24 protein-coding genes and 4 tRNA genes are annotated in these 23,325 nt (G+C 69.8%); 10 read left to right on the forward strand and 18 right to left on the reverse strand.

Annotation, left to right across the window (positions count from 1 at the left end; genetic code table 11):
* The first annotated feature begins 3 nt into the window (after positions 1-3).
* Both HNR15_RS11340 and HNR15_RS11345 read left to right on the forward strand, forming a co-directional pair.
* Entirely contained in the window at positions 4-972 is a 969-nt protein-coding gene (locus tag HNR15_RS11340) for an acyl-CoA thioesterase (RefSeq protein ID WP_343048515.1), read from the forward strand.
* A gap of 55 nt (positions 973-1,027) precedes the next feature.
* Entirely contained in the window at positions 1,028-1,624 is a 597-nt protein-coding gene (locus tag HNR15_RS11345; protein WP_179481835.1) for a GNAT family N-acetyltransferase, read from the forward strand.
* Positions 1,625-1,723: 99 nt separating this feature from the next.
* Here HNR15_RS11345 and ettA read toward each other — a convergent pair whose 3' ends face one another.
* From ettA to HNR15_RS11365, 4 genes are all read right to left on the reverse strand, one after another.
* Positions 1,724-3,406 carry an energy-dependent translational throttle protein EttA gene (ettA, locus tag HNR15_RS11350; RefSeq protein ID WP_179481837.1) on the reverse strand — a complete coding sequence of 561 codons (1,683 nt, stop codon included), beginning with the start codon at positions 3,404-3,406 and terminating at the stop codon, positions 1,724-1,726.
* A gap of 48 nt (positions 3,407-3,454) precedes the next feature.
* Entirely contained in the window at positions 3,455-3,922 is a 468-nt protein-coding gene (locus HNR15_RS11355) for a single-stranded DNA-binding protein (RefSeq protein ID WP_179481839.1), read from the reverse strand.
* 137 nt (positions 3,923-4,059) lie between these two features.
* Entirely contained in the window at positions 4,060-5,703 is a 1,644-nt protein-coding gene (locus HNR15_RS11360; RefSeq protein ID WP_343048516.1) for a GTPase, read from the reverse strand.
* Entirely contained in the window at positions 5,700-7,412 is a 1,713-nt protein-coding gene (locus HNR15_RS11365; protein WP_179481841.1) for a dynamin family protein, read from the reverse strand. Before HNR15_RS11365 ends, HNR15_RS11360 begins: the two co-directional genes overlap by 4 nt.
* A 79-nt stretch (positions 7,413-7,491) precedes the next feature.
* On the opposite strand from HNR15_RS11365, the gene HNR15_RS11370 reads away from it, so the two are divergent.
* Both HNR15_RS11370 and HNR15_RS11375 read left to right on the forward strand, forming a co-directional pair.
* A tRNA-Arg gene (locus tag HNR15_RS11370) sits at positions 7,492-7,568 on the forward strand.
* A 34-nt stretch (positions 7,569-7,602) separates the two neighbouring features.
* Positions 7,603-7,800, forward strand: coding sequence for a hypothetical protein (locus HNR15_RS11375; protein WP_179481843.1), 198 nt, complete (start codon positions 7,603-7,605; stop codon positions 7,798-7,800).
* Between the two features lie 262 nt (positions 7,801-8,062).
* Here the strand turns inward: HNR15_RS11375 and HNR15_RS11380 are convergent, their stop codons facing one another.
* A complete protein-coding gene (locus HNR15_RS11380) occupies positions 8,063-9,241 on the reverse strand; it encodes a PrsW family glutamic-type intramembrane protease (RefSeq protein ID WP_179481845.1) in 1,179 nt (392 codons plus the stop codon).
* A 64-nt stretch (positions 9,242-9,305) separates the two neighbouring features.
* Between HNR15_RS11380 and orn the strand changes: the two genes are divergently transcribed.
* Positions 9,306-9,920, forward strand: a complete 615-nt coding sequence (orn, locus tag HNR15_RS11385; protein ID WP_179481847.1) for an oligoribonuclease — start codon at positions 9,306-9,308, stop codon at positions 9,918-9,920.
* A 97-nt stretch (positions 9,921-10,017) separates the two neighbouring features.
* A tRNA-His gene (locus HNR15_RS11390) sits at positions 10,018-10,093 on the forward strand.
* A gap of 63 nt (positions 10,094-10,156) precedes the next feature.
* On the opposite strand, the gene HNR15_RS11395 is transcribed toward HNR15_RS11390, so the two are convergent.
* Both HNR15_RS11395 and HNR15_RS11400 read right to left on the reverse strand, forming a co-directional pair.
* Positions 10,157-10,312, reverse strand: coding sequence for a hypothetical protein (locus HNR15_RS11395; RefSeq protein WP_179478014.1), 156 nt, complete (start codon positions 10,310-10,312; stop codon positions 10,157-10,159).
* Positions 10,313-10,429: 117 nt separating this feature from the next.
* Positions 10,430-12,202: a YihY/virulence factor BrkB family protein gene (locus tag HNR15_RS11400; RefSeq protein WP_179481849.1), complete on the reverse strand. Its 1,773-nt coding sequence runs from the start codon at positions 12,200-12,202 to the stop codon at positions 10,430-10,432.
* 134 nt (positions 12,203-12,336) lie between these two features.
* On the opposite strand from HNR15_RS11400, the gene HNR15_RS11405 reads away from it, so the two are divergent.
* Positions 12,337-12,412, forward strand: a tRNA-Lys gene (locus HNR15_RS11405).
* 62 nt (positions 12,413-12,474) lie between these two features.
* Here HNR15_RS11405 and HNR15_RS11410 read toward each other — a convergent pair.
* The 3 genes from HNR15_RS11410 to HNR15_RS11420 all read right to left on the reverse strand — a co-directional run bounded on the left by HNR15_RS11410 (position 12,475) and on the right by HNR15_RS11420 (position 14,602).
* Positions 12,475-13,848, reverse strand: coding sequence for an esterase-like activity of phytase family protein (locus HNR15_RS11410; RefSeq protein ID WP_218883673.1), 1,374 nt, complete (start codon positions 13,846-13,848; stop codon positions 12,475-12,477).
* A 125-nt stretch (positions 13,849-13,973) separates the two neighbouring features.
* Positions 13,974-14,270 carry a GroES family chaperonin gene (locus HNR15_RS11415; protein ID WP_179483734.1) on the reverse strand — a complete coding sequence of 99 codons (297 nt, stop codon included), beginning with the start codon at positions 14,268-14,270 and terminating at the stop codon, positions 13,974-13,976.
* A gap of 53 nt (positions 14,271-14,323) precedes the next feature.
* Positions 14,324-14,602 (reverse strand): DUF3618 domain-containing protein, encoded by a 279-nt coding sequence (locus tag HNR15_RS11420; protein WP_179481853.1) that lies wholly within the window; start codon positions 14,600-14,602, stop codon positions 14,324-14,326.
* A 109-nt stretch (positions 14,603-14,711) separates the two neighbouring features.
* Between HNR15_RS11420 and bcp the strand changes: the two genes are divergently transcribed.
* Both bcp and HNR15_RS11430 read left to right on the forward strand, forming a co-directional pair.
* On the forward strand, positions 14,712-15,179 hold the full coding sequence (bcp, locus tag HNR15_RS11425) for a thioredoxin-dependent thiol peroxidase (protein ID WP_179481855.1): 468 nt from the start codon (positions 14,712-14,714) through the stop codon (positions 15,177-15,179).
* A 28-nt stretch (positions 15,180-15,207) separates the two neighbouring features.
* Positions 15,208-15,289: transfer RNA gene (locus tag HNR15_RS11430), tRNA-Leu, on the forward strand.
* Between the two features lie 158 nt (positions 15,290-15,447).
* Here the strand turns inward: HNR15_RS11430 and HNR15_RS11435 are convergent.
* The gene (locus tag HNR15_RS11435; RefSeq protein WP_179481857.1) at positions 15,448-16,320 is read right to left on the reverse strand and encodes an alpha/beta fold hydrolase; all 873 of its coding nucleotides are present in this window, start codon (positions 16,318-16,320) and stop codon (positions 15,448-15,450) included.
* A 4-nt stretch (positions 16,321-16,324) separates the two neighbouring features.
* Complete coding sequence (locus HNR15_RS11440; protein ID WP_179481859.1) at positions 16,325-16,729, reverse strand: VOC family protein; 405 nt, start codon at positions 16,727-16,729, stop codon at positions 16,325-16,327.
* A 77-nt stretch (positions 16,730-16,806) separates the two neighbouring features.
* On the opposite strand from HNR15_RS11440, the gene HNR15_RS18850 reads away from it, so the two are divergent.
* Positions 16,807-17,685, forward strand: a complete 879-nt coding sequence (locus HNR15_RS18850) for a GNAT family N-acetyltransferase (RefSeq protein WP_179481861.1) — start codon at positions 16,807-16,809, stop codon at positions 17,683-17,685.
* A 24-nt stretch (positions 17,686-17,709) separates the two neighbouring features.
* Here HNR15_RS18850 and HNR15_RS11450 read toward each other — a convergent pair whose 3' ends face one another.
* Genes HNR15_RS11450 through HNR15_RS11475 form a run of 6 tightly spaced genes read right to left on the reverse strand, consistent with a single transcriptional unit; the run spans position 17,710 to position 23,285 of the window.
* Positions 17,710-19,296 (reverse strand): molybdopterin-dependent oxidoreductase, encoded by a 1,587-nt coding sequence (locus HNR15_RS11450; RefSeq protein WP_343048517.1) that lies wholly within the window; start codon positions 19,294-19,296, stop codon positions 17,710-17,712.
* Positions 19,293-19,895, reverse strand: a complete 603-nt coding sequence (gene rdgB, locus HNR15_RS11455; RefSeq protein ID WP_179481863.1) for an RdgB/HAM1 family non-canonical purine NTP pyrophosphatase — start codon at positions 19,893-19,895, stop codon at positions 19,293-19,295. The genes HNR15_RS11450 and rdgB overlap by 4 nt, the downstream gene beginning before the upstream one ends.
* Entirely contained in the window at positions 19,892-20,695 is an 804-nt protein-coding gene (gene rph / locus HNR15_RS11460) for a ribonuclease PH (protein ID WP_179481865.1), read from the reverse strand. The genes rdgB and rph overlap by 4 nt, the downstream gene beginning before the upstream one ends.
* A gap of 51 nt (positions 20,696-20,746) precedes the next feature.
* The gene (locus tag HNR15_RS11465; protein ID WP_179481867.1) at positions 20,747-21,535 is read right to left on the reverse strand and encodes an MBL fold metallo-hydrolase; all 789 of its coding nucleotides are present in this window, start codon (positions 21,533-21,535) and stop codon (positions 20,747-20,749) included.
* Positions 21,532-22,446: a glutamate racemase gene (murI, locus tag HNR15_RS11470; protein WP_179481869.1), complete on the reverse strand. Its 915-nt coding sequence runs from the start codon at positions 22,444-22,446 to the stop codon at positions 21,532-21,534. The genes HNR15_RS11465 and murI overlap by 4 nt, the downstream gene beginning before the upstream one ends.
* Positions 22,447-22,502: 56 nt before the next feature.
* Positions 22,503-23,285: a fumarylacetoacetate hydrolase family protein gene (locus HNR15_RS11475; RefSeq protein ID WP_179481871.1), complete on the reverse strand. Its 783-nt coding sequence runs from the start codon at positions 23,283-23,285 to the stop codon at positions 22,503-22,505.
* Positions 23,286-23,325: the final 40 nt, after the last annotated feature.

The raw sequence follows: 23,325 nt of genomic DNA on the forward strand, positions 1-23,325 counted from the left end.
CGGGTGACCGACGCCGACGAGATCAGTGCCATCAGTGCGGAGCAGGCCGAGCAGGACCCCGTCGGGTCGTTGCTCGAAGTGCTCGATCTGAAGCCGGTGGGCACCGCCAGTTTCCGGCCCGAGACGGCGCCCGGCGCGGGAGACGAGGCGGATCTGTCGGAGCGGACCCTGGACGTGTTCGTCGGGCGCAGCCAGGTCACCCCGCACGGCCGCGCGTTCGGCGGTCAGGTGCTCGCGCAGAGCGTCATCGCCGCTGGTCGCAGCACCCCGCAGGACCGCCAGATCCACTCGCTGCACGCGTACTTCGTGCGCCCGGGCGACTCGGCACACCCGATCCGCTTCGCCGTCGAGAACCTGCGCGACGGCAACTCGTTCTCGGTACGCCGGGTGCACGCGATGCAGTACGGCAACACGATCCTGTCGGCCACGCTGTCCTTCCAGCGGCCGGCCGACGGCCTGGATCACCAGGCCGAGATGCCCTCGGCGCCCGACCCCGAGCGGGCCTGGACCACCGAGCAGGAACTGCAGGGCATCGACCACCCGTCGGCACACCACTGGCGCCGGCGGGCGCTGGACGTCCGCAACGTCGAGGGCGCGCTCTATGTGCACCCCAGCAGGCAGCGGTCGGCTCACCAGATGGTGTGGATGAAGTCGCTGCGTGAGCTGCCGGACGACCCACTGCTGCATGCCGCGGTCTTCGCCTACGCCTCGGACTACTCGCTGCTGGAGTCGGTGCTGCGCCGACACGGGCTCGTGTGGTCCTCCCCCGGGTTGCGCCCGGCGTCACTGGACCACGCCATGTGGTTCCACCGCCCCGGCCGCATCGACGACTGGGTGCTCTATCAGCAGGAGTCGCCGTCGGCCTCGGGCGGACGCGGCCTCGGGCTGGGCAAGCTCTTCGGCGTCGACGGCACCCTGATCTGCTCGGTCGCCCAGGAGGGCATGGTCCGGGTCAAACCGCGTCCCGAATAGCACCACGGCGGCCCCTGCGACCGCCTCGAAGCATCGTTCTGCCAGGGTGATCGGCATGGCTGCCGGACGACTGGACCCCATCACGCTGACCGGGCGCCTCGTGCGACTCGAGCCGCTGTCCCCCGACCACCTCGACGGGCTGGTCGAGGCGTCCGAGGACGGGCAGATGTACGACCGCTGGTACACCAGCATCGCGAGTCCGGACGACATGGCCGCCGACGTGCAGCACCGCCTGGACCTGCAGGCGAGCGGTTTCATGTTGCCGTTCACCACCATCCGGCAGTCCGACGGAGCGGTGCTCGGCGGCACGACGTTCTACGACATCCAGCTCGACGTGCCGCGGGTGTCGATCGGCTACACCTGGAACCGCGCGTCCGCGCACGGCACGGGCAGCAACCCCGAGAGCAAGCTGCTGCTGATGACGTACGCGTTCGAGACGCTGGGCGTGGAATGCGTGCGGTACGAGACCAGTTGGATGAACACGCAGTCACAGGCGGCCATCGAGCGCCTCGGTGCGCGGCGGGACGGCGTGCTGCGCGCCGACAAGCGCGAGCGCACCGGCGCCCTGCGCGACACGGTCGTCTACTCGGTCCTCGCGCACGAGTGGCCGTCGGTGAAGAACGGTCTGGAGCACCGCCTCCGCCACCGCTGACCCGTCGGGGGTGCAGACATGGTCGAGGGGTGGGGCTGTAGCCCCACCCCTCGATCATGTCCCCTACCCCTCGATGGGAGGTCTGCGTCCGGTGCCCGCTCAGTCGCGGGTGAGGCGACGGTGGGTGACCCGGTGCGGGCGGGCCGCCTCGACACCGAGCCGCTCGACCTTGTTCTCCTCGTACGCGTCGAAGTTGCCCTCGAACCAGTACCAGTTGGCCGGGTTCTCCTCGGTGCCCTCGTAGGCCAGGATGTGCGTCGCCACCCGGTCCAGGAACCACCGGTCGTGGCTGATGACCACGGCGCAGCCGGGGAATTCCAGCAGCGCGTTCTCCAGCGACCCGAGCGTCTCCACGTCCAGGTCGTTGGTGGGCTCGTCGAGCAGCAGAAGGTTGCCGCCCTCCTTGAGGGTCAGCGCCAGGTTGAGGCGGTTGCGCTCCCCACCGGAGAGGACGCCGGCCTTCTTCTGCTGGTCCGGGCCCTTGAATCCGAACTGCGACACGTAGGCGCGTGAGGGGATCTCGACCTTGCCGACCTTCATGTAGTCCAGTCCGTCGGACACGACCTCCCAGAGGGACTTCTCCGCGTCGAGGCCGCCACGGCTCTGGTCGACGTAGGAGATGTCGACGGTCTCGCCGATCTTCACCGACCCGCTGTCCGGCTCCTCCAGACCGACGATGGTCTTGAAGAGGGTGGTCTTGCCGACGCCGTTCGGGCCGATGACGCCCACGATGCCGTTGCGCGGCAGCGTGAAGGAGAGGCCGTCGATGAGCACCCGCTCGCCGAAGCCCTTCTTCAGGTCCTTGACCTCGATGACCTGAGCACCGAGGCGCGGGCCCGGCGGGATCTGGATCTCCTCGAAGTCCAGCTTGCGGGTGCGGTCGGCCTCGGCGGCCATCTCCTCGTAGCGGGCGAGGCGGGCCTTGTTCTTGACCTGGCGGGCCTTGGCGTTCGAGCGCACCCACTCCAGCTCGGACTTCAGACGACGGGCGAGCTTGGCGTCCTTCTTGCCCTGGACCTGCAGGCGCTCCTGCTTCTTCTCCAGGTACGTCGAGTAGTTGCCCTCGTAGGGGTAGAGCCGGCCGCGGTCGACCTCGGCGATCCACTGGGCCACGTTGTCCAGGAAGTACCGGTCGTGGGTCACGGCCAGGACGGTGCCGGGGTAGGCCGCCAGGTGCTGCTCCAGCCAGTTCACCGACTCGGCGTCGAGGTGGTTGGTGGGCTCGTCGAGCAGCAACAGGTCGGGCTTGCTGAGCAGCAGCTTGCAGAGCGCGACGCGGCGTCGTTCACCACCGGACAGGACGGTGACGTCCGCGTCACCGGGAGGGCACTGCAGCGCGTCCATCGCCTGCTCGAGCTGGGAGTCCAGGTCCCAGGCGTTGGCGGCGTCGATCTTCTCCTGCAGCGTGCCCATCTCGGCCATCAGGGCGTCGAAGTCGGCATCCGGGGCGGACATCAGCTCGGAGATCTCGTTGAAGCGGTCCAGATCGTCCTTGATCTGACCCATGCCCTCCTCGACGTTGCCGCGCACGTCCTTCTCCTCGTTCAACGGCGGCTCCTGCAGCAGGATGCCGACGCTGAAGCCGGGCGAGAGGCGGGCCTCACCGTTGGAGGGCTGGTCGAGCCCGGCCATGATCTTCAGGATGGTGGACTTGCCGGCGCCGTTGGGGCCGACGACGCCGATCTTGGCGCCGGGGTAGAACGACATCGAGACGTCGTCGAGGATGACCTTGTCGCCGACCGCCTTGCGCGCCTTGGTCATTGTGTAGATGAACTCAGCCATGCCCGGAAGGCTAGTCGCGGCGCGCACTGCGACCGAATCGGCCGGTGCTCAGGCGGCCGACTGCGCACCGTCCGCGTCGGTGCCGTCGGTCCGGGTCACCGGTCCAACCGCCTCCGTGGACTCACCCGGCGTGCCCTGCCCGGGCGGCGCCGAGCGGCTCACCCGCCGGAAGCTGCCCTCGCCGAACGCCAGATCGTGGCCCACGTGGTACGCCGTGACCTCCGGCGTCGAGCGCGCCTGGCCGTTGGTCGCGGTCCACTCGTTGATCCGCAGCACCCCACGCACGATCACCGGGTCGCCCTTGCGCAGGCACCCGTCCAGGTGCCTGGCCAGCTGCTTCCACGCCACGACCCGATAGAAGCTCGCCGCGCCGTCGACGTACCCGCCGGACCCCTGGTCGTAGCGGCGTTCGTTGACCGCCACCCGGAAGGATAGGAAATGTTCGCCGGTCCTCGTCTGGTGACGCTGCGGGTCCAATGAGACGTTCCCGGTCAGCGTGATCTCCACCTCGTTCATGCCCACTCCCCTCGCAGGACACCGGGAGGTGCCCGTTTGCGACGAGAGTGCGCCCACGGAGGGCGAGCGGTGAAGGCGGGCAGACGGGCCGTGTGGACGACGAGACACCACCCGATGGGGATGTGGACGACGCGGGCTCAGCCCGCGGCCGCCTCCAGGTGCACGCGCGTCTGACGGTGATCGTTCAGGACGACCGCGACGGGGTCGGTGATCTGCCGTGCGGCGACGGCACTGATCTCCTGCCGCATCCGCGCTCCGACCACCCTGCTGCGATGGGCCGCACCCCGCCGTGCGATCCATCGGGACAGCGACGCCAGCACCAACCCGGCGAGCAGACCGAGCACGAGCATGAGCAGCGGGATCGGGATGATCCCCACCGTCGGGGGGTCCAGATGGATCTGCCCGAAGGCCAGCACCGGGAGCGACACGAGCCACAACAGCCCGAGCACCGCCACGATCGCGAAGAGCCACTGCAGCACGGCGACGACCGACCACCAGCCCGGATCGCGGCCCCGCAGCGGCACGCCCATCACGGCGCGGTCCAGCTCGTCGTACAGCTTCTCGTCGGGCGCCGCTGCGTCCTGCACGGCGTCCGCCCAGGGTTGCGGCAGTCCCACGGACGCCAGCTGCGCCAACTCGCGACTGGCCACGTCCACCGCCGCCCGCGACGCCGGTGTGGGCGGGGGCAGCGAGGAGCGGCCGAGCACGGTGCTGCTCTCGTGCCGGCTGAGGCCTCCTTTCACGACCTTGTCGAGGCCGAGGCGGGACAACGGGGCGGGGCGCAGCTTGGTGATCCACCGGGTGAACGGCCAGCCGCCGCGCTGGGTGGACCGCATGAAGTAGTCGCGCTCGACGGCATCGAGGACGACGGGTATGCCGGCCGCCTGCGCCAGGGCTCGGTCCAACTCGGGCCCGGCGTCCTGCACCGGCGGCTCGGTGTCGGAGACATGCGGGCGCAGCCCGGTGGCGCGGACCGTGAGGTCTCCGAGGAGCCGCTGCTCGGCGGCGTTGCGCTGCTGCACTACCTGGGCGATCGCGGACACAAGGTCGTCGACGCCGTGGCCGCGCGCGGCGGAGGTGGGGATGATCCGCACGCCCGCCAACCCGTCGGCCACCAGCAGCCGCTTCAGGTCCGCGACGCACTCCCCGACCTCGACGCGCTGCAGCAGGTCGACCTGGTTGAGGACGGCCAGGGTCACCGCGTCGTGCCCGGCGAGCCGGGAGATGTACTCGTCGTGCATGACGGCGTCGGCGTACTTCTGCGGGTCGGTGACCCACACGAAGACGTCGGCCAGCTCCAGCACGCGGTCGGCCTCGGCGCGGTGCTGCGCGACGTTGGAGTCGAAGTCGGGCAGGTCGAGCAGGATCATGCCGTCCAGGTCCGCGGCGCGCGGTGATCCGGCGGCGACCTGGTGCCGGGTCGAGACGCCCAGCCACTGCAGCAGGTCGGAGCTCGGCTCCTCGCCCCAGATGGCCGCAGCGGGTGAGGACGTCGTCGGGCGGCGGGCACCGATCCTCGAGATCGGTTCTCCTATCAGCGCATTGAAGAGCGTCGACTTACCGGAGCCAGTGGCCCCGGCGAGAGCCACGACCGTACGCGAGCCGGTGAGCGCCGTACGCGCCCGCGCCTTCTCCAGCAACGCCCGGGCCTGTGCCACGTCGTGAGCGGGAAGCCGGGAGCCGCCGTGGTCGAGTGCCGCGGCGAGGTCCGCGCTGCACCGGGTGAGCTGCTCAGCGGGCACGGGCGCGGCGGGCTTGTGCCGCCCCAGGATCGGCGTCACCGCCGTGCCGCCTTGAGCTCACCCATCGCCATACGCAGTCCGTCGTCCTGCGGCGCGATGCTCGCCCCGTCCTCCAGCACGCGCAGGTACCTCGCCTTCTCCTGGTCGTAGAGCTCACTGCTCAGGTCCAGCAGCCGCTTGCGGGCCCGAGCCGACAGCGTGCGCACGGCCTGGTCGCCGAAGAGCGCCTCGAGCAGCCGCTGGGCCACGACCGCCGATCCTCCGGCGATCCCCACCTCGGCGCCGCTCAGGCCGTAGGTCGCGGAGAACGCGATCAGCATCAGCATCACGGCCAGGCCGTTGACGCCGAAGGCGAGGAACCGTGCCGTCGTACGCTTGCCCGCGGCCTCGTCGCGCACCATCTGCAGTACCTCGCCCTGCCAGCGCCGCACCAACTCCTCGGCACGCTGGGTGAAATCGGGTGACAGCTGAGCGATCTCGGGGTGCGCTCCGATCAACGGCGCCCCTCCCGGGGTCAGCCGCCAACTGCGGGCGATGCCGTCGACCGCGGTCTGCCCGTGCGAGCGCACCAGAACCACGACCCCGGACTGCAGGGCCTCCCCCAGCTCCTCGGCCGGCTGCGCCTTGCCCCGGCCGCGCAGGTACGCGGTCACCCGGTCCCGTGCGCGCCCGACGTGCTGCTCCAGCTGACGCAGCACCTCACCGGTGCCGACGAACTCGTGCCAGCGGGCCAGCACCTCGCCGCGCAGCAGCGAGCCGTCCTTCATGCCCTCGTCCACCCCGGCGGACGCCGCCGCGAACCCGTCGTCGGCCTCCTTGCGCAGCCGCGCCGCACCCTCGGTCTGCGCGGCGATGCCGTCCTGCAGGGTGCGGACCCGTTGCTGCAGGGAGTCCAGCGCACCGTCGAGGGTGCGGCGGATGACGATGTTGCGGGCCTGTGCGTCGGAGGCCAGGGAGTGCAGCCAGCTGCGCAGCCGGGCGACCTCCTCGTCGGGCAGACGCCCGTCCTCCAGCCCGGTCTCGATGATGGCGAAGACCGGTGACTGTCCGAGACCCTGCTCGGCCAGCATGCCCGCGAAGTGCAAGCGCACGTCCTCCATGGCGTCGGCGGGCACCCGGTTGAGAACGACGGCCACGGACGTCCCGCGCTCGGTGGCCTGGTGCAGCAGCTCCCAGGGGACGGCGTCGGCGTACCGGGCCGCCGTGGTGACGAAGATCCACAGGTCGGCCGCCGACATCAGCTGCCGGGCCAGGTCGCGGTTGGCCGAGACCACCGAGTCGATGTCGGGCGCGTCGAGCAGCGCGACGCCCTGCGGCAGGCCTGCGGACGACACCAGGTGCAACGTGCCCGGGTCGGTGAGCTCGGTGTGCTCGCCGGTCAGACGTGCCAGTCCGGGCAGCACCCGGTCTCCGGCGAACCAGCGTTCGTCGGCCGGGTTGTGCACCAGCGTGGAGGCCAGCGTCGTCGGACGCAGCACGCCGGACTTGGAGACATGTTCTCCGACAATGGAGTTGACGAGTGTCGACTTGCCGGCACCCGTCGAGCCGCCGACGACCGCCAGCAGCGGGGCGTCCAGGGACTTCGCGCGCGGGATCAGGTAGTCGTCCAGCTGTGCGAGCAGCTCCGAGCGGGTACGCCGCGTGGCGGAGACCCCCTCGACGTCCAGGGGCAGCGCCGTGCGCTCCACCTGAGTCCGCAGCGACTGCAGCGCGGGGAGCAGCACTGTCCCCTTGAGCGCTCGTGTCACCGGGCCAGCATCGCCTGTCGGGTCGGCATACTCAACTTGCCGGGCCGCGCCGACGTCCGCCCTACACTTGTCGGCGCTCGCCCCCGTAGCTCAGCTGGATAGAGCAAGGGCCTTCTAATCCCTAGGTCGCAGGTTCGAGTCCTGCCGGGGGCACCAGCTCGTCCACCGCTCGCATCAGAAGGGCAGCGTCGTGAAGCGACAGGCCACCCGCTCCCGATGGTGGCCTGCCACGTTGCGCGCGAGATTCCTCGTGGGGCTCCTCCTGGTCTGTGTGGTGCTGCTCGTTTCCCTCGCCCGAACAGGCGACTGGCTCGCCGTCGTCGGCATCCCCGTCGCGTCGTTCGCCGGAGTCTGGATCGCGAGGCGCAACCGCAGCAAGTACGACTGAACGACGCGACTTCTTCGGCCTGGGCGCGTACATCGGACGTCAGGAAGGGACCGCGCCGCCGACACCCCACCCGGGCCCGTACAGCGGACGCCGGTAAGTGACCGCGGCGCCGACAACCCACCCGCGGCGTGTACGCCGCGCGCAGGAAAATGACCGAAGCGCCGACACTCACTGGGCAGTGCGAGCCGACCGCAGCGCTCCTCGTCCAGGCCGCCTGAGAACCCCGCCCGAGGCACAGACAGCACGGACGCCGACGAACGGTTCACCCGCGCCGGTAGAGCGCCGTGTCGAGGTAGGGCTCGCGGCACCCTGCGATCACGTTCAGCAGGTCGCGCTCATCCGTCCGCAGTCGGGCTCCGCGCTGTCCGTGCGCGATCCGGGCCTGCAGCAGCGCGAGCTCGCTGCCGGCGTCCTGCAACTGGCGCATCTGATGCTCGCCGAGCCGACCGTAGTGCGCGCCCGCCCAGGCCCGGGCGTACCGGCGTTCCGGGATCGAGGCGAGCATCGCCACCTCGGGCAGGGTGAGGTCACCGGTCTCGACATAGTGGCGCAGGTGCCGGTCGATCAGCGCCGCCTCCCGCCGCCGGGCGGTCACCACGATCGCGACGAACGCCGCGAAGAGCGGCAGCTGCAGCAGGAGGTAGGTCCACACCGACCCGTGGATCGCGAGGACGGCGCCGGCGTTCCAGCCCGCGTGCAGCAACACCGCGCAACACCAGCCGATGATCGGCGCCGCGATGCGCACCAGCCATCGGCCCGACGTCGCGGACAGACCGATGCCGATGCCCACACACAGAGAGAAGAGGGGGTGGGCGAACGGGCTCATGACCACGCGCACCAGGAAGGTCGCGAAGAGCCCGTGCCGACCGGCGGTGGAGTAACCCTGGGCCAGGTAGAAGACGTCCTCGACCGCGGCGAAGCCGGCTGCCGTCATCCCGGCATAGACCATCCCGTCGACGACACCGTCGATCTCCCGGCGCCAGAGCAGCAGGATCAGCAGAGGCGCCAGACCCTTCAGACTCTCCTCGACGACCGGCGCGACCGTGACGTCGAGGAGGCTGTCACCGGGCCTGACCCCGACGAGCGTGCCCCCGAACTGATTGAGGGTGAGCGCCCCGAGGGTCGCCACGCAGGCGCCCCAGGCGAAGACCATGACGAGCAGCTGGGGCGGCTCCCGCTCGAACCGGTCCAACCAGAGCAGCACCGGCACGATGATGCCGAGTACGACCAGCGACAGCATGATCCCCAGCACCGTGGCCGTCACGCCGGACTGCGCCCGGACGATCTTCAGGACCGAGTAGCCGCACGCGCCGAAGAACACGGCGAGCAGGGCGACCGCCAGCCAGTGCCGCAGGATCGGCCGGTGCAGCAGCAGGGCAGGTCGGTACGACGGACGCTTCTGACCCGGGACCGGCGCACCCCGGGGCGCCTCGGTGCTCACACCACAAAGATAAGACGAGCACGGCGTGAATCGACTGACGGACCCGGCCCCTAGGGTGGCGGTTGTGAGCGATGACAAAGCACGCACGGATCGCATCGTGTGGATCGACTGCGAGATGACCGGACTGTCCCTGGAGCACGACGCCCTCATCGAGGTCGCCGCCCTGGTCACCGATTTCGATCTCAACCAGCTCGGCGACGGTGTCGACGTCGTCGTCAAGCCGCCGGCGGACGCCCTGGAGCAGATGAACGACTTCGTGCGCGACATGCACACCAGCAGCGGTCTGCTGGAGGAGCTGTCCGGCGGGATGTCCATGCAGGACGCGCAGGAGCAGGTGATGGCCTACATCACCGAACACGCCCCGGAGGAGCGCCGCTGGCCGCTCGGCGGAAACACGGTGAGCACCGACCGGGGGTTCCTGGCCCGCGACATGCCCGCGCTCGAGGCACACCTGCACTACCGGATCATCGACGTGTCCTCGATCAAGGAGCTGTCACGCCGCTGGTTCCCCAAGGCCTACTACGCGGCCCCGGCCAAGCACGGCGGGCACCGTGCGCTGGCCGACATCCGCGAGTCCATCGACGAGCTGCGCTACTGGCGTCAGGCCGTGTTCGTGCCACCACCCGGCCCCGACACCAAGGCCGCTCGCGCTCTCGCGGAGCCGCTGGAAGCTCACTGAGCGCACTGCCGGGGCGGTCGGAAGCACGGTCGTCCGGCAGGTATGATCGTCCGCGCTGCCTTCGCCCGGATCCGTCCAGGCACCCGGCGGCGCCATGGTGGGTGTAGCTCAGCTGGTAGAGCACCGCGTTGTGGTCGCGGTGGTCGCGGGTTCAAGTCCCGTCACTCACCCCACGAAGCGCCCTGGCATCACGATGAGGTGATGCCAGGGCGTCTTTCATGTGCCGACGGCGTGGGTCAGGTCCTGGACTTACCGCGCAACCAGCCCCAGATGCCGGTGGCGACGAAGAGGATCAGGCCGATGAGGGCCAGCCACAGAAGTCCCTTGATCACGAACCCGAGGACCACGAGCACCAGCCAGATCACCAACAGGGCAGCGACGATTCCGATCATGGATCCATCCTGCTCCACGTCCGCGCGAGCCTGAGTGCGACGCGCGTGAGCGCTTCGAATCAGGCAGTCGCGGGTGCGCTGGGCAGCTTCTCGCGCACCCTGCCGTCGCGTACGCCGTCAGCGCTGGTGGGTGGCGTACCACTCCTCGCGCCGGTGGGTGCGTTCGGCGTCGACGATCGCCCGCGACGCGCTCTCGCGCGCGTCGACGTCCTCCGGGCGCTGCGGAAGTTCGTGGTCCTCCGCGACGTGCGAACCGTCGGCCGGCAGCGGGGCGGGCGCCTTCTGAGCGGCAGCAGCCCTGGCGTCGTCGGCGTCCCGGACGCTTGCCTCGAACTCGGCACGTCGGGCGCTGCGCTCGGCCTCGACCTCGTCGCGCGCCCGCGAGCTGCGCGGGGCGAACTGGGCGCGGACCGCCTCGACCGCCTCCCAGCGCTTGCTCCGCGGCAGCGCCTCTTCGGACGCCTTCAGCTGCTCCTGGCGCTTCTTCTCCTGCGCAGCGCGCTTCTTCGCCGCCTTCGCCTCGACGGCCGCGAGCCGGTCGCGTACGACGCGCTCCCGGTGCGCCTTGGCCACGGCTACCGCCGACCGCTCGCTGCGTGCCTTCTCGATCTGCTCGCGCTGCTGCGCGGGGTCACCGAATGTGGGGGTCATCACTGCCTGCTTCCGTGCGCTGGGTGCATTGTCGTCCCGGTCGAGCCGGACGTCGCCGACCTCGTGACGGGTGTCGGTCACACTCTCATCCTTCGTGACCCGCATCGTGCGCACATCGGGCCCGTACGGGTTCTTGCCCTCCCTGGACTCGGCCTGATCCAGCACGAACCGCTCGACGGCCTCGGAGCCGGGGCTCTCGGTCTCGCGCTCGGCCTCCGCACGCAGCCCGTACGCCTGCTCGACCAGGGCGAGCTGCTTGTCGGACTTCTTCTCCAGGCCGCTCTCGTCGCGAGCGGGCAGCAGGATCATCTCCTCGGCCGGCATACCCGACCGCAGCTGACGGGTGCGGATCAGTTCGGCGTCCAGCTCGGCGCCGAAGAGCATCGCCAGGTTGGTGATCCAGAGCCACAGCAGGAACATGATCGCGCCGGCAAAGATGCCGTAGGTCTTGGTGTAGCTGGACCCGTTGGTCAGCGTGAAGTAGGTCAGCAGGACGACCGAGCCGATCACCCAGACCACGAAGGCCACGAGCGCTCCCCAGCTGAGCAGCATTCGCTTGGTCTTGCGCACGTTCGGGGTGGCCCAATAGAGCAGCGAGATCAGGAAGACGACGATGAGGACCACGAACGGCCACTTCGCGATGTCCCAGATCGTGACCGCCTGGCTCGGGATGCCGACCTCGGAGGCGATCGAGGTCGCCACTTTGCCGGTCGTCGTCAGCGCGAACATCAGGATCATGATCAGGACGATGTCGATGACCGTGACCAGCAGCTGCACCGGTCGCAGCCGGATGAACGGGCGACCCTCGCCGATGTCGTAGATCTGGTTGAGCGCGCGACCGAAGGCCCCGACGTATCCCGACGCCGACCAGATGGCGCCGCCGATGCCGACGACCAACGCGATGATGCCGCCGCCGGCGGTGTTGATGTTGTTGATGAAATCGGTGACCGTCTGCAGGTCCTTCGGCTGCTTGCCCGCGATCGACGCCAGGATCTTCACCAGGCTGGTCGTGGTCTTCTTGCCGTTGCCGAAGACGTCGATCAGCGACAGCAGCGCGATCAGGCCGGGGAAGATCGACTGCATGGCGTAGTAGGTCAGCGCCGCTGCCTTGTCCGTGCAATCGTCCTGGGAGAACCGTGCGCGGGCACGCTTGAACGCCACCGACCAGGACGGCTTCTCCGGGGTCAGCGGCACCTCGTACTGAGGTCGTTCGACGGGCAGGTCCGGTATGACAGTCATCGCGTCGGTCCTTCGAGTCGGTGCGTGCAGCGCTGTTGGAAACCTACCCGCCCGGCCGCCGGATGCGTCTCACCCGAATCGATTTCGCGACCGCAGAACGCCCCTGATACAGTCTGCGAGGCCTTGCGGTCCTCGCGCCATTAGCTCAATTGGCAGAGCAGCTGACTCTTAATCAGCGGGTTTGGGGTTCGAGTCCCTGATGGCGCACCACCTTGCAGTACGACTGATGCCCGGCAGCATGTGCTGCCGGGCATCAGTCGTTCCTAGCGGCCTCAGCCGACGTACGCCGCCGGCACCTTGCTCAGGTCGACGCGCAGCAGCTGGCCGGTGTCCTGCGTGCCGTCGGGCAGCAGCTTCGCGTGCAGCTGGAACGGCGGCGTGTCGTTCGACAGTCCGTCGATGCCGAAGTCGCTGTCGTTGGAGATGACCACCTGACGACCGTGGTTCAACACGGCCACGCCCTCGATCTTGTCGTGGCCGAAGAAGCCGCCCTTGGGATCGATCGCCGTCACGAGGCCGGCGACATCGAGGAAGAGGCTCGCGGTGACGGGGCGGATGTGCGCCTCCTCCAGCAGCGACGCGGAATCCGCCGTGTCGGCCTTGCCGACCAGGCCCTCGATGGTCTTGCCGCCGACCAGCAGGCCGCCGGCCGAGTCGTCGTACCGCGCCCCCGGCACCGCGGCGAACTTGCCGACGTCGGTGGCGCCACGCAGGTCGACCTTGTAGAGCTTCTTGTTCGCGCCGGGCTCCATCTTCCCGTCGCGCTCGTCGACCAGGAAGGTGTGGTCGTCGATCGCGCTGATCTCGCTGACGGCAGTGGTCGGCCCTGCCGTGTTATGCAGCAGGTAGAGGTATTCAGCGGTCCGCCGGGTCCGCAGATCGATCGTGACGATGCGCACCGGCGTGACGTTCTTGGACTTGGGACCGTCGGGGGCGTTCAGCCCGGCCTGCATGATCCCCACCAGGGTCCTCCCGTCCGGGGTGACCGTGAGCCCCTCCATCCCCTTGTTGGGCTCACGCTCGCGCAACTCGACCGGCAGGGAGCCGTCGAACGGGCTGAGCCGTTCCAGCTGGCGACCGTCCCGGGAGAAGTGCGTGACGAACGGGCCGTACTCGTCCGAGACCCAGAAGCTGCCGTCTCGCATCGCGACGAGCCCCTCGGGGTCGTAGCCGTAGGGGCTCGGCGCGAGCACCTTGCCGTTCAGGTCGGTGATCGTCTCGCCGGTGCTCCCGGCGAGGCTGACCCGGCCGTTGTACGGCGTGCCGTCCGCGGCCCGCAGCGGAATCGACTGGAGCAGCTTGGCTTTTCCGCCCACCAGACGGAACTTGCCGATGGCCGGGGTGAAGTCCGGCAGCGGCTCCACCTTGGTGCCGTTCGGGCCGTCGGCGTTGGGGCCGCGGTCGGTCAGACCGTAGAAGACGGTGGAGGAGCCGGGCTGCGCGGTGAACGACGACCCGTAACCGGCCCCGTCGATGCGGACACCGCCCACGGTGCCCAGCGACGGGACCTGCTCGGTGAACAGCTGCACCGCCGCGCGCGGATCAGTGGGCTTGTGCGGTGCTGGGTGGGCGAGGGCCGGGGTCGCGGTGACGGCGAGCGCGCCGACCGACACGACGGCCGCGCAGACTGCGGCGGTTCTGCTCATGCGAGGGGTCATCGAGGGTCCTCCTGGGGCGGGCGATCCCGACCGGACGCCGGGGGCTGCACGCACCCCACCCCCCGAAGCTGTCCGGGAGGTGACGAGCGGGAGTGATCCGGATGAACGACGGATCAGAGGTAGAGGCCGGTGCCGCCCTCGTCGGTCTCGTCCTGGGCGATGGCGTGCAGGTCGCGCTCACGCAGCAGGATGTAGTCGCGTCCGGACAGTTCGACCTCAGCGCGCTCCTCGGGGTCGAAGAGCACCCGGTCGCCGACCTGCGCCTGCCGCACGTGCTGGCCCGTGGCCATCACCAGCCCCCACACCAGTCGCCGGCCGACGCTCGCGGTCGCGGGGATGACGATCCCGCCGCCGGAACGTCGTTCTCCCGCCTCCCCCTCGGTGGAGACGAGCAGCCGGTCGTGCAGCATCCGGATCGGCAGGCGACCCGGTTGCGGCGCGGGCTGGCCGCCGTTCGACAACGTCAGGAACGGGCCCGGCGCAGCAGACCGAGCAGGAGAGACACGGCGCCGATGCCACCGACCGCGTACCCGATCTTGTCGGTCTCCAGCTCACCGGTCGGGGTGCGGGTCAGGTCGTTGACCTTCAGCTTCGCGCCCTCGGCACCGCGCCGCGCGATCTCCTTGGGCTGCGCGCGGAAGGCGAGCTCGTCGATGGTGCTGGCCAGACGCTCACGGCTGGCGGCGAGGTCGGCCTCGATGTCCTTGGCGGTCGGCGCTGCGGGCTTGGACTTGTCGGCCATGGAATCTCCTCGAGAGGGGCGGGGTGGGTCGCACTGAGCTGCATCGACCGGCGTTCGGACTCAGCTGAGACGATAACGCACCTGCAACCCGACGATCTGGGAGTACAACGTGACACGACTCGAGACCGGCGACACCGCACCGGCGTTCACCCTCACCTCGCACACCGGGGAGCAGGTCTCCCTCTCCGACTACGCCGGCCGGCACCTGGTGATCTTCTTCTATCCCGCGGCCATGACGCCCGGCTGCACCACCGAGGCCTGCGACTTCCGCGACTCGCTGGAGCCGCTGCGGGCGGCCGGGTACGACGTGCTGGGCATCTCCCCCGACGGCCCGGACAAGCTGGTGAAGTTCGCCGAGAAGGAGTCGCTGACCTACCCGCTGCTCGCCGACCCCGACAAGGGCGTGCTCGAGGCGTACGGCGCGTGGGGTGAGAAGAAGCTCTACGGCAAGACCGTCGTCGGCGTGATCCGCTCGACCTTCGTGGTCGACCCCGACGGCAGGATCGCCCTGGCGAAGTACAACGTGCGGGCCACCGGGCACGTCGCATCGCTGCGGAAGGCACTGCAACTCGCCTGAGCATCGCCGCGCCTTACGATGATCCGGCGCGCGAGTGGCGGAACTGGCAGACGCGCCAGGTTTAGGTCCTGGTGCCTTCGGGTGTGCGGGTTCGAGTCCCGCCTCGCGCACGTCGACCATCGCCCCGGGCGTCGGGTGGGCACGAGTTCGGGGCGGGTCCCACTGCACGCTGACGGTGTTCGCGTTCGTTGACGGTGTTCGAACGCCGTCAATGGTCATGAACGCCGTCAGCGTCACGCTGCGGGTCTCTGCCCGGGCTGGGTGGGCATCAGACCGGCGACGCCACGAGCTCGTGGAGCATCTGCGCGATGCTGCCGATGACCACCGACAGATGGCCCTCGCCGTGCAGCAGGTGCGCGCGGACGCCGGGAAGGTGCCCCGCCAGCCATTCACCGTGCGCGAACGGCACCATCAGGTCCTCGCTGCCCTGCCACAGGGAGGTCGGCACCCGCACCTGCGCGAGGTCGAACCCCCACGGCCGCACTAACGCCAGGTCGTCGTCGAGCCAGCCGTCGCCACTGACCCGCAGACCGTCGCGGAAACCGGCGGCCAGGTCGTCGCCGAACTCCTCGCTCAGCACTGCGCGGTCGACCTGCGGGAGCAGCGAGGACATGCTCTCGATGATGTTCTGCGGGGTCGCGTCCGCCAGCTCACGCACCGACGTCTCCATCACCTCGCGCCATTTGGCCTCGCCGGCCCGCGTTGCGTCGAACTCCTCGACGTTGTCCTCGCCCATCCCGGCCAGGAAGTCCAGACCGGCCGCGTCGTACGGCGCGACACCGGCCATCACGAGCACACCGCCGAACCGCTCCGGCGCGAGCGCCCCGCACGCCAGCGCGTGCGGTCCGCCGCCCGACCACCCGGCGGTGACACACCGCGCCACCCCGAGGTGGTCGAGGATCGCGATCATGTCGGGCACGACCGCGGCCACGTCGCGGCCGGGGTTACGGGTCGAATCGCCATACCCCGCACGGGCGTACGTGACGGTGCGCAGACCCAGATCCGCGGCCGCACGGACCAGGAAGCCGAACGCCGGCACCGAGCCCGGAGTACCGTGATGGAAGAGCAGCACCGGCGCGTCGTCGGGTCCGTCGACGCGTACGTCGAGGCGTCGGCCGTCCGGCAGGTCGATCAGGGTCATCGCGTCACTCTCTCGAGGAGAGCACGCAGAATTCGTTGCCCTCGGGGTCGGCCAGCACGGCCCAGGTGACCTCAGTGTCGTCCTGGCCGACGTCGACCCTGGTGGCGCCCCGATCCAACAGCGCCTGGATCTCGGCGTCCCGGTCCTGGGTGGTGTGCGGCGCGAGGTCGATGTGCAGGCGGTTCTTGACCGTCTTGCGCTCCGGCACCTGCACGAAGACCAGCCCGGGACCCACCTGCAGCCACTCCTGCACGGACGCCGGGGTGGTCGTCATCGCGTGCGGCGGGACGATCACGGCCTCCTCCGGCGACTCGTAGGCCAACTCCCAGTCCAGCGTCTGCGCCCACCATCGGGCCTGGGCCGCCAGGTCGTGACAGTCGACGACCACGGTGCACCAGCGCATCGCCATGGCGGTAAGACTCCCGTCGCGACGGCGCCCGCGCAAGGCCGCGCGCCGTACGCCGGCATCTCGCCTAGTCTCCCCGGATGGCCACGGACACCCCGCTCGCCCGCAAACCCGTCCTCACCAGCGAGCGTGTCGTGCTGCGGCCGTTCCAGGAGCGCGACCTGCCGGTCATGGCGGCGGCGATCGGCGACCCCGACGTACGGCGGTTGACCGGGAGCGTGACCTCCACTGCGGAGGCGGAGGCGGGTCGCACGGAGCCCGATGACGAACTGCGTGCGTGGTACCTGTCGCGGGTCGAGCAACCCGACCGGCTCGACCTCGCGGTCGTCGACGTGGTCACCGACCGATGCGTCGGCGAGGTCGTGCTGAACGAGTGGGACCCGGCGGCGCGCAGCTGCAACTTCCGGATCCTGCTCGCACCGGAGGGACAGGGCCGCGGCCTGGGGACGGACGCGACCGCCCTGATCGTGGAGCACGGGTTCGCGGTCGGACTGGAGCGGATCACCCTGACGGTGTTCACCTTCAACCCCCGGGCCCTGCGCATGTACGAGCGCGTCGGGTTCGCGATCGAGGGCACCCGCCAGCGCGCCCTGGAGTACGACGGCGTCTGGCACGCCGAGCACCTGATGGCGATCCACCCCGATGATCCGCGACCGGCGGCACCCGTGCTGGAGCAGGTGGAGCTGCACGTCAGGGAGGGTCAGGAGGCGGCGTACGAGGCGGCGTTTGCCCAGGCGGCGCCGATCATCCGCCGTCAGACCGGGTGCCGCTCCGTGAGGCTCGTCCGATCGGTCGAACACCCCTCGCACTACGTGCTGTCGGTGGAATGGGCGCGGGTCGCGGATCACACTGTCGGCTTCCGCGAGTCGGCGGATTACGAGCAGTGGCGGACGCTGCTGCATCCGTTCTACGAGCAGGTCCCACCCGTCGACCACTACGTCGACGTGCACCGCGGCTGATCGCCGCGCGCCTTTCCCCGCCCGTCAGCTGACGGTGAAGGTCACCGAGTGCAGACCGGTCGAGCCGTTCGGCGGGGGCGGCGCCTCGGCCGAGATCTGCACCTGCCCCTTCGCGTCGACAGCACGCACCGTGGCGGTGTGCCGACCCTTCGTCGCGGGCCAGTGCAGCACCCACTGCCGCCACGCGTCGACGGTGGCCTGTTCGCCCAGCTTGGCGCTCTGCCACGGACCGTCGTCGATGCGCACCTGCACGCCACTCACCCCGGTGTGCTGGTCCCAGGCGACACCCGCGATGGGCACGGTGCCGTCCGCGCCTGGTGAGACCGACCGCCCGTCGCGCGGCACGTCGATGCGCGAGGAGATCTTCACCGGTCCCATCGCCGACCAGCCGCGCGGAATCCAGTAGCCCTGGTCCTTCGCGTACGTCGTGACCTTCAGCTGGGTGAGCCACTTGGTCGCGCTCACGTAGCCGTAGAGGCCCGGGACGACCAACCGCACGGGATACCCGTGCTCCACCGGCAGCGCCTTGCCGTTCATCGCGACCGCCAGCAGGGCGTTGCGATCATCGGTCAGCGCGCCGATCGGCGTACCGGCGGTGAACCCGTCGACACTGGTGGACAGCACCATGTCGGCACCCGCCTGCGGTCCCGCCAGCTTGAGTAGCTCGCGCACGGGCCACCCGGTCCAGATCGCGTTGCCGTTGAGGCTGCCGCCCACCTCGTTGGACACGCACATCAGGGTGATCATGGCCTGCTGCATCGGCTTGGACAGCAACGTCTTCCAGTCGATCTCGACCTCGTGGTCGACCATCCCGGTGACCTTCAGTCTCCATCCGGATGCTTCGACCTGCGGCACCTGCAGCGCCGTGTCGATGCGGTAGAACTGCCCGTTCGGCACGATGTACGGCGTGATGCCGGGTACGTCGACCGGAGCACCGGCCGGCACCTGCACCGGATGTTGCACCTCCGGGGCCACGAAGGTCGCGCGCGCGGCCTGGATCGCCCGCGCACTGCCGCTCACGGCACGTCCCGCTGCCAGGGCGAGGCCTCCCCCGACGACACTCAGCATCGTCCAGGTGAGCACCTGCCGGCGCTCGGTGGTGATCTCACGCCGGCCGACGCCCACGCTCAGCAGCCCACGCCACCGGTGCAACACCCACAGACCCATCAGTCCGCCGACGACCGTCGGGATCAGATCGGCGGGGCGTGCGCCCGGGCGGGTGAGGACCGCGGCCATGGCGACGGCGATCAGCACGACGAACCCCACGAGCGCGGCCACCGGCAGGCGCCGCAGCAGCAGACCGATCAGGCACGAGAGCAGGAAGAGCACGACGCCGATGCCGGCCAGCAGCACCGCCTTGTCGTTGGTGCCGAAGTTGTTGACCGCGAAGTCCTTCAACCACGGCGGTGTCCGGTCGATGAAGGCCTCTCCCACGGCGATCACCGGGGAAGGGATCCCACCACTCCACCCGAACCGCTCCATGAGACCGGCCAGCAGCTCGGCCACCCCGATGGTGACCGCGCCGGCCGCGACACCTCCCAGCACCGCGACCCACGCGCGGGCCGCGGATGGTTCGTGGGTCGTCTCTTCGGCCTCGCGCACAGTGCTCACGTGAGGGTGTCCCCCAGGTCCTCGCGAATGGCCCGCATCGCGATTGCTCGATGAGAGATCTGATTCTTCTCCTGCGCGGGCAGCTGCGCCAGGGTGCGCCCGTCGGGGAGCTCGAAGATCGGGTCGTAGCCGAACCCATCGGTGCCGCGTTGGTTGCGGGTGATGATGCCGTGCAGCTCGCCGCGGCGGATCCGTTCGGCGCCGCCGGGCAGCGACAGCACCATGCAGCACACGAAGTGGGCGGCCATCGTGGCTGTGACGTCCATCGTCTGGGAGAGCAGAAGGTCGATGTTCGCCTGGTCAGCGCCGTGCGTGCCGGCCCACCGCGCGCTGAAGACGCCGGGGCAACCGCCGAGCACGTCGACCGACAACCCGGAGTCGTCCGCGATGGCAGGAAGCCCGGTCGCCGCGGCGACCGCGCGCGCCTTGAGCGTGGCGTTCTCCTCGAACGTCACTCCCGACTCCACCACATCCTGCACATCAGGAAATTCGGAGACATGGACGATGCGGATGCCCTGCAGCCCCGACCATCCGTCGATCAACGCACGGAATTCGCGCAATTTGCCGACGTTGCGCGTCGCGAGTACGACGGTCGTCATCGGCGGTGCTCACCGAGCGGCACGGCGAGCGCCTCCTGCTGCTTGCGGGTCAGCTCCTCGATGCCGTCGGCCGCCAGTGCCAGCAGGCTGTCCAGCTCGGACCGGTCGAAGGGCGCGCCCTCGGCCGTGCCCTGCACCTCGACGAACCCACCGGCGCCCGTCATCACGACGTTCATGTCGGTCTGCGCGGTCGAGTCCTCCGGGTAGTCCAGGTCGAGCACCGGCTGTCCGTCGACGATGCCGACGCTGATGGCCGCGATCGACCCGGTGAGCGGCTGCGCACCCTTGGCGATCAGCCCCTTGGCGCGGGCGTCCTCGATCGCGTCCGCGAGTGCGACGTACGCGCCCGTGATGGATGCCGTGCGGGTGCCGCCGTCTGCCTGGAGCACGTCGCAGTCGAGCACGATCGTGTTCTCCCCCAGGGCTTTCGTGTCGATGATGGCGCGCAGGCTGCGGCCGATGAGCCGGGAGATCTCGTGGGTGCGGCCGCCCACCTTGCCCTTGCGCGACTCGCGGTCCGAGCGGGTGTTGGTGGCGCGCGGCAGCATCTCGTACTCCGCGGTGATCCACCCCGTGCCGCGACCCTTCATCCAGCGCGGCACCCCCTCGGTGAACGACGCTGCGACCAGCACGCGGGTCTTGCCGAACTCCACCAGCACGCTCCCCTCGGCGTGGTCCAGCCACCCGCGGGTGATGCGCACCTCGCGCAGCTCGTCGGCCGCGCGGCCGTCGTGGCGGCCGGCGCCCCGGGAACTGGCGGAGGTCGCTGCGGTCGGGGTCGAGGTGGTGGTGTCCGTCATGCCTCCACGATAGGAGGCCCCCCTGACCGTTCCCTCCCCGCCGTCCGCCGGTCAGATGTCGTACGCCGCGCCGGGACGGGCCAGCTCGACGTCGCCGGGCCAGATGCCGGCGGCCTCCTTGCGGCAGGTCTCCGGGTCGTTCCACGGCGGGATGTGGGTGAGCATCAGGCGCCCGACGCCGCCGGCGTCGAGCGCCGCCTGCGCCGCCCGCGCACCGGTCAGGTGGATGCCCTCCACGGTGTCGCGGCCCTCGACGAACGCCGAGTCGGTAAGGGCGAGGTGCGCGCCGCCCAGCAGGTCGGTGAGCGCGCCGCACACATCGGTGTCACCGGTATAGGCGAGCGTCCGGCCGTCGGCCTCGATGCGTACGCCGTACGCCTCGACCGGGTGGTTGACCAGACGAGGGGTGAGAGTGAACGGCCCGACCGTGAAACTCCGGCCGGAGGTGAGGGTACGGAAGTCGAACTCGGGGTCAAGGCCGTGCACGTCCTGGGTCTCCTCCAGTGTGACGCCGTTCGCGCGGGAGATGCGTGCCCCGGTGTCCTGCGGACCGTAGACCGGTATCGGCGGGTGCGATCCCGCAGTGACCATGGGGTCGTACTTCTGCACGACGAACAGTCCGCACAGATCGAGACAGTGATCGGGGTGCAGGTGACTAAGAACGATCGCGTCGATCTCGTCCAGACGCACGTGCCGCTGCAGCGGACCGAGCGCGCCGTTGCCGAGGTCGAGCACGACGCTCCACAGACGGCCCTCGTGCTCGGCCTGCACCAGATAGCACGAGGCGGGCGAGTCGGGACCGGGGAACGATCCGGAGCATCCGACGACGGTGAGCTTCATCGGGCCGACCCCGTCATCGCCTCCAACGGGTGCTCGAGAGCACCCGACGAGCCGTGCGTGTCGCCACGGTCCGTCGGGTCTGCCTCAGGCGTCGCAGCATCGTGCTGGGCGAAGTCGTTGACGAAGACGTGATCGAACTCCGGGCCCATCCCGAGGAAACGCTTGGACAGCGCGCGGAACCTGTCGGGGTCACCGGTGGTGGTGAAGGAATGCTCGGGCGCTGCGAGGTGATCCGGTCGCAACTCGTGACGGTCGGCGAGCACCCGGTAGACGTCCTTGGCGGTCTCCTCGGCGGAGGACACCAGCGTGACACCGTCGCCCATCACGTAGGAGATCACCGCCGTCAGCAGCGGGTAGTGCGTGCAGCCGAGCACCAGCGTGTCGATGTCACGCTCGCGCAGCGGCTCCAGATACTCCCGCGCGTACGACAGCATCTCCGGGCCCCCGGTGACGCCGGACTCGACCAGATCCACGAACCGTGGGCACGGCTCGCTCGTCACCTGCAGTTGCGGTGCCGCGGCGAACGCGTCGAGGTAGGCGCCGGACTGATGCGTGCCCTTGGTGGAGATGATCCCGACCCGCCCGTTGCGGGTGGCGCGCACGGCCCGGCGTACGGCCGGGCGGATCACCTCGACGACCGGCACGTCGTAGCGTTCCCGCGCATCGTGCAGGACCGCGGCGCTGGCGGTGTTGCAGGCGATCACCAGCACCTTGACGCCGTGGTTGACCAGCCGGTCCAGGCACTGCAGAGCGAAGGCTCGGGTCTCGGCGATGGGCCGCGGGCCGTACGGCGCGCGCAGCGTGTCGCCCAGGTAGGCGACCGACTCGTGGGGGAGCTGATCCAGGACTGCACGGGCGACGGTGAGCCCGCCGTACCCGCTGTCGAAGATCCCGATCGGCGCATCAGACACGATGGAAGCCTACGGTCGGGTCCGGCCGCCGACCGCCAGGTGGCCGGAGATGTTCGTCACGCGTCGGCGCCGTGCCGGACGAACGGGTTGCGCAGCACGCCGATGTCCTCGATCTCGACCTCGACGCTCTGCCCGGACTCGACGGGCCCGACTCCCTCGGGCGTGCCGGTGAGGATCACATCACCGGGCAGCAGCGTGAACGCCTGCGACGCGTACGAGATCAGCGTGGGAATGTCGTGGATCATGTCGGCGGTCGTGCCGTCCTGCACCACCTCATCGCCCCGGCGGGTGCGCAGCCGCAGGTCGCTGACGTCCAGGTCGGTCTCGATCCAGGGGCCGAGCGGGCAGAACGTATCGAAACCCTTCGCCCGCGACCATTGTCCGTCGCTCTTCTGCAGGTCGCGCGCGGTGACGTCGTTGGCGCAGGTGTAGCCGAAGATCACCGACCGCGCCTCCTCCACCGACACGTCGCGGCACATCCGGCCGATGACGACGGCGAGCTCGCCCTCGTAATCGACGCGCTCGCTCTGCCGCGGCATGACGACCGGGTCGCCGGGGCCGACGACGGCGGTGTTGGGGATGAGGAACATGAGCGGCTCCTTCGGCGCCTCGCCCCCCATCTCGCGGGCGTGCTCGGCGTAGTTCTTGCCGATGCCGATCACCTTCGAGCGCGGGATCACCGGCGCGAGCAGGCGCACCTCGTCGACCGTGGTGGTGACGCCGGTGAGCTCGATCTTGGAGTAGAGGGGGTCGCCGCTGATCTGGGCGATCTTCTCCCCCGCGCCGTCGACCAGCCCGTACGTCGGATCCTCGCCTGTCGTGTACCTCGCAATACGCACGTGTCGACCTTAATCACGCCGGGCGACACCGGCGAACCGA

The organism is Allobranchiibius huperziae, assembly GCF_013410455.1.
Taxonomy (GTDB): Bacteria; Actinomycetota; Actinomycetes; order Actinomycetales; family Dermatophilaceae; genus Allobranchiibius; species Allobranchiibius huperziae.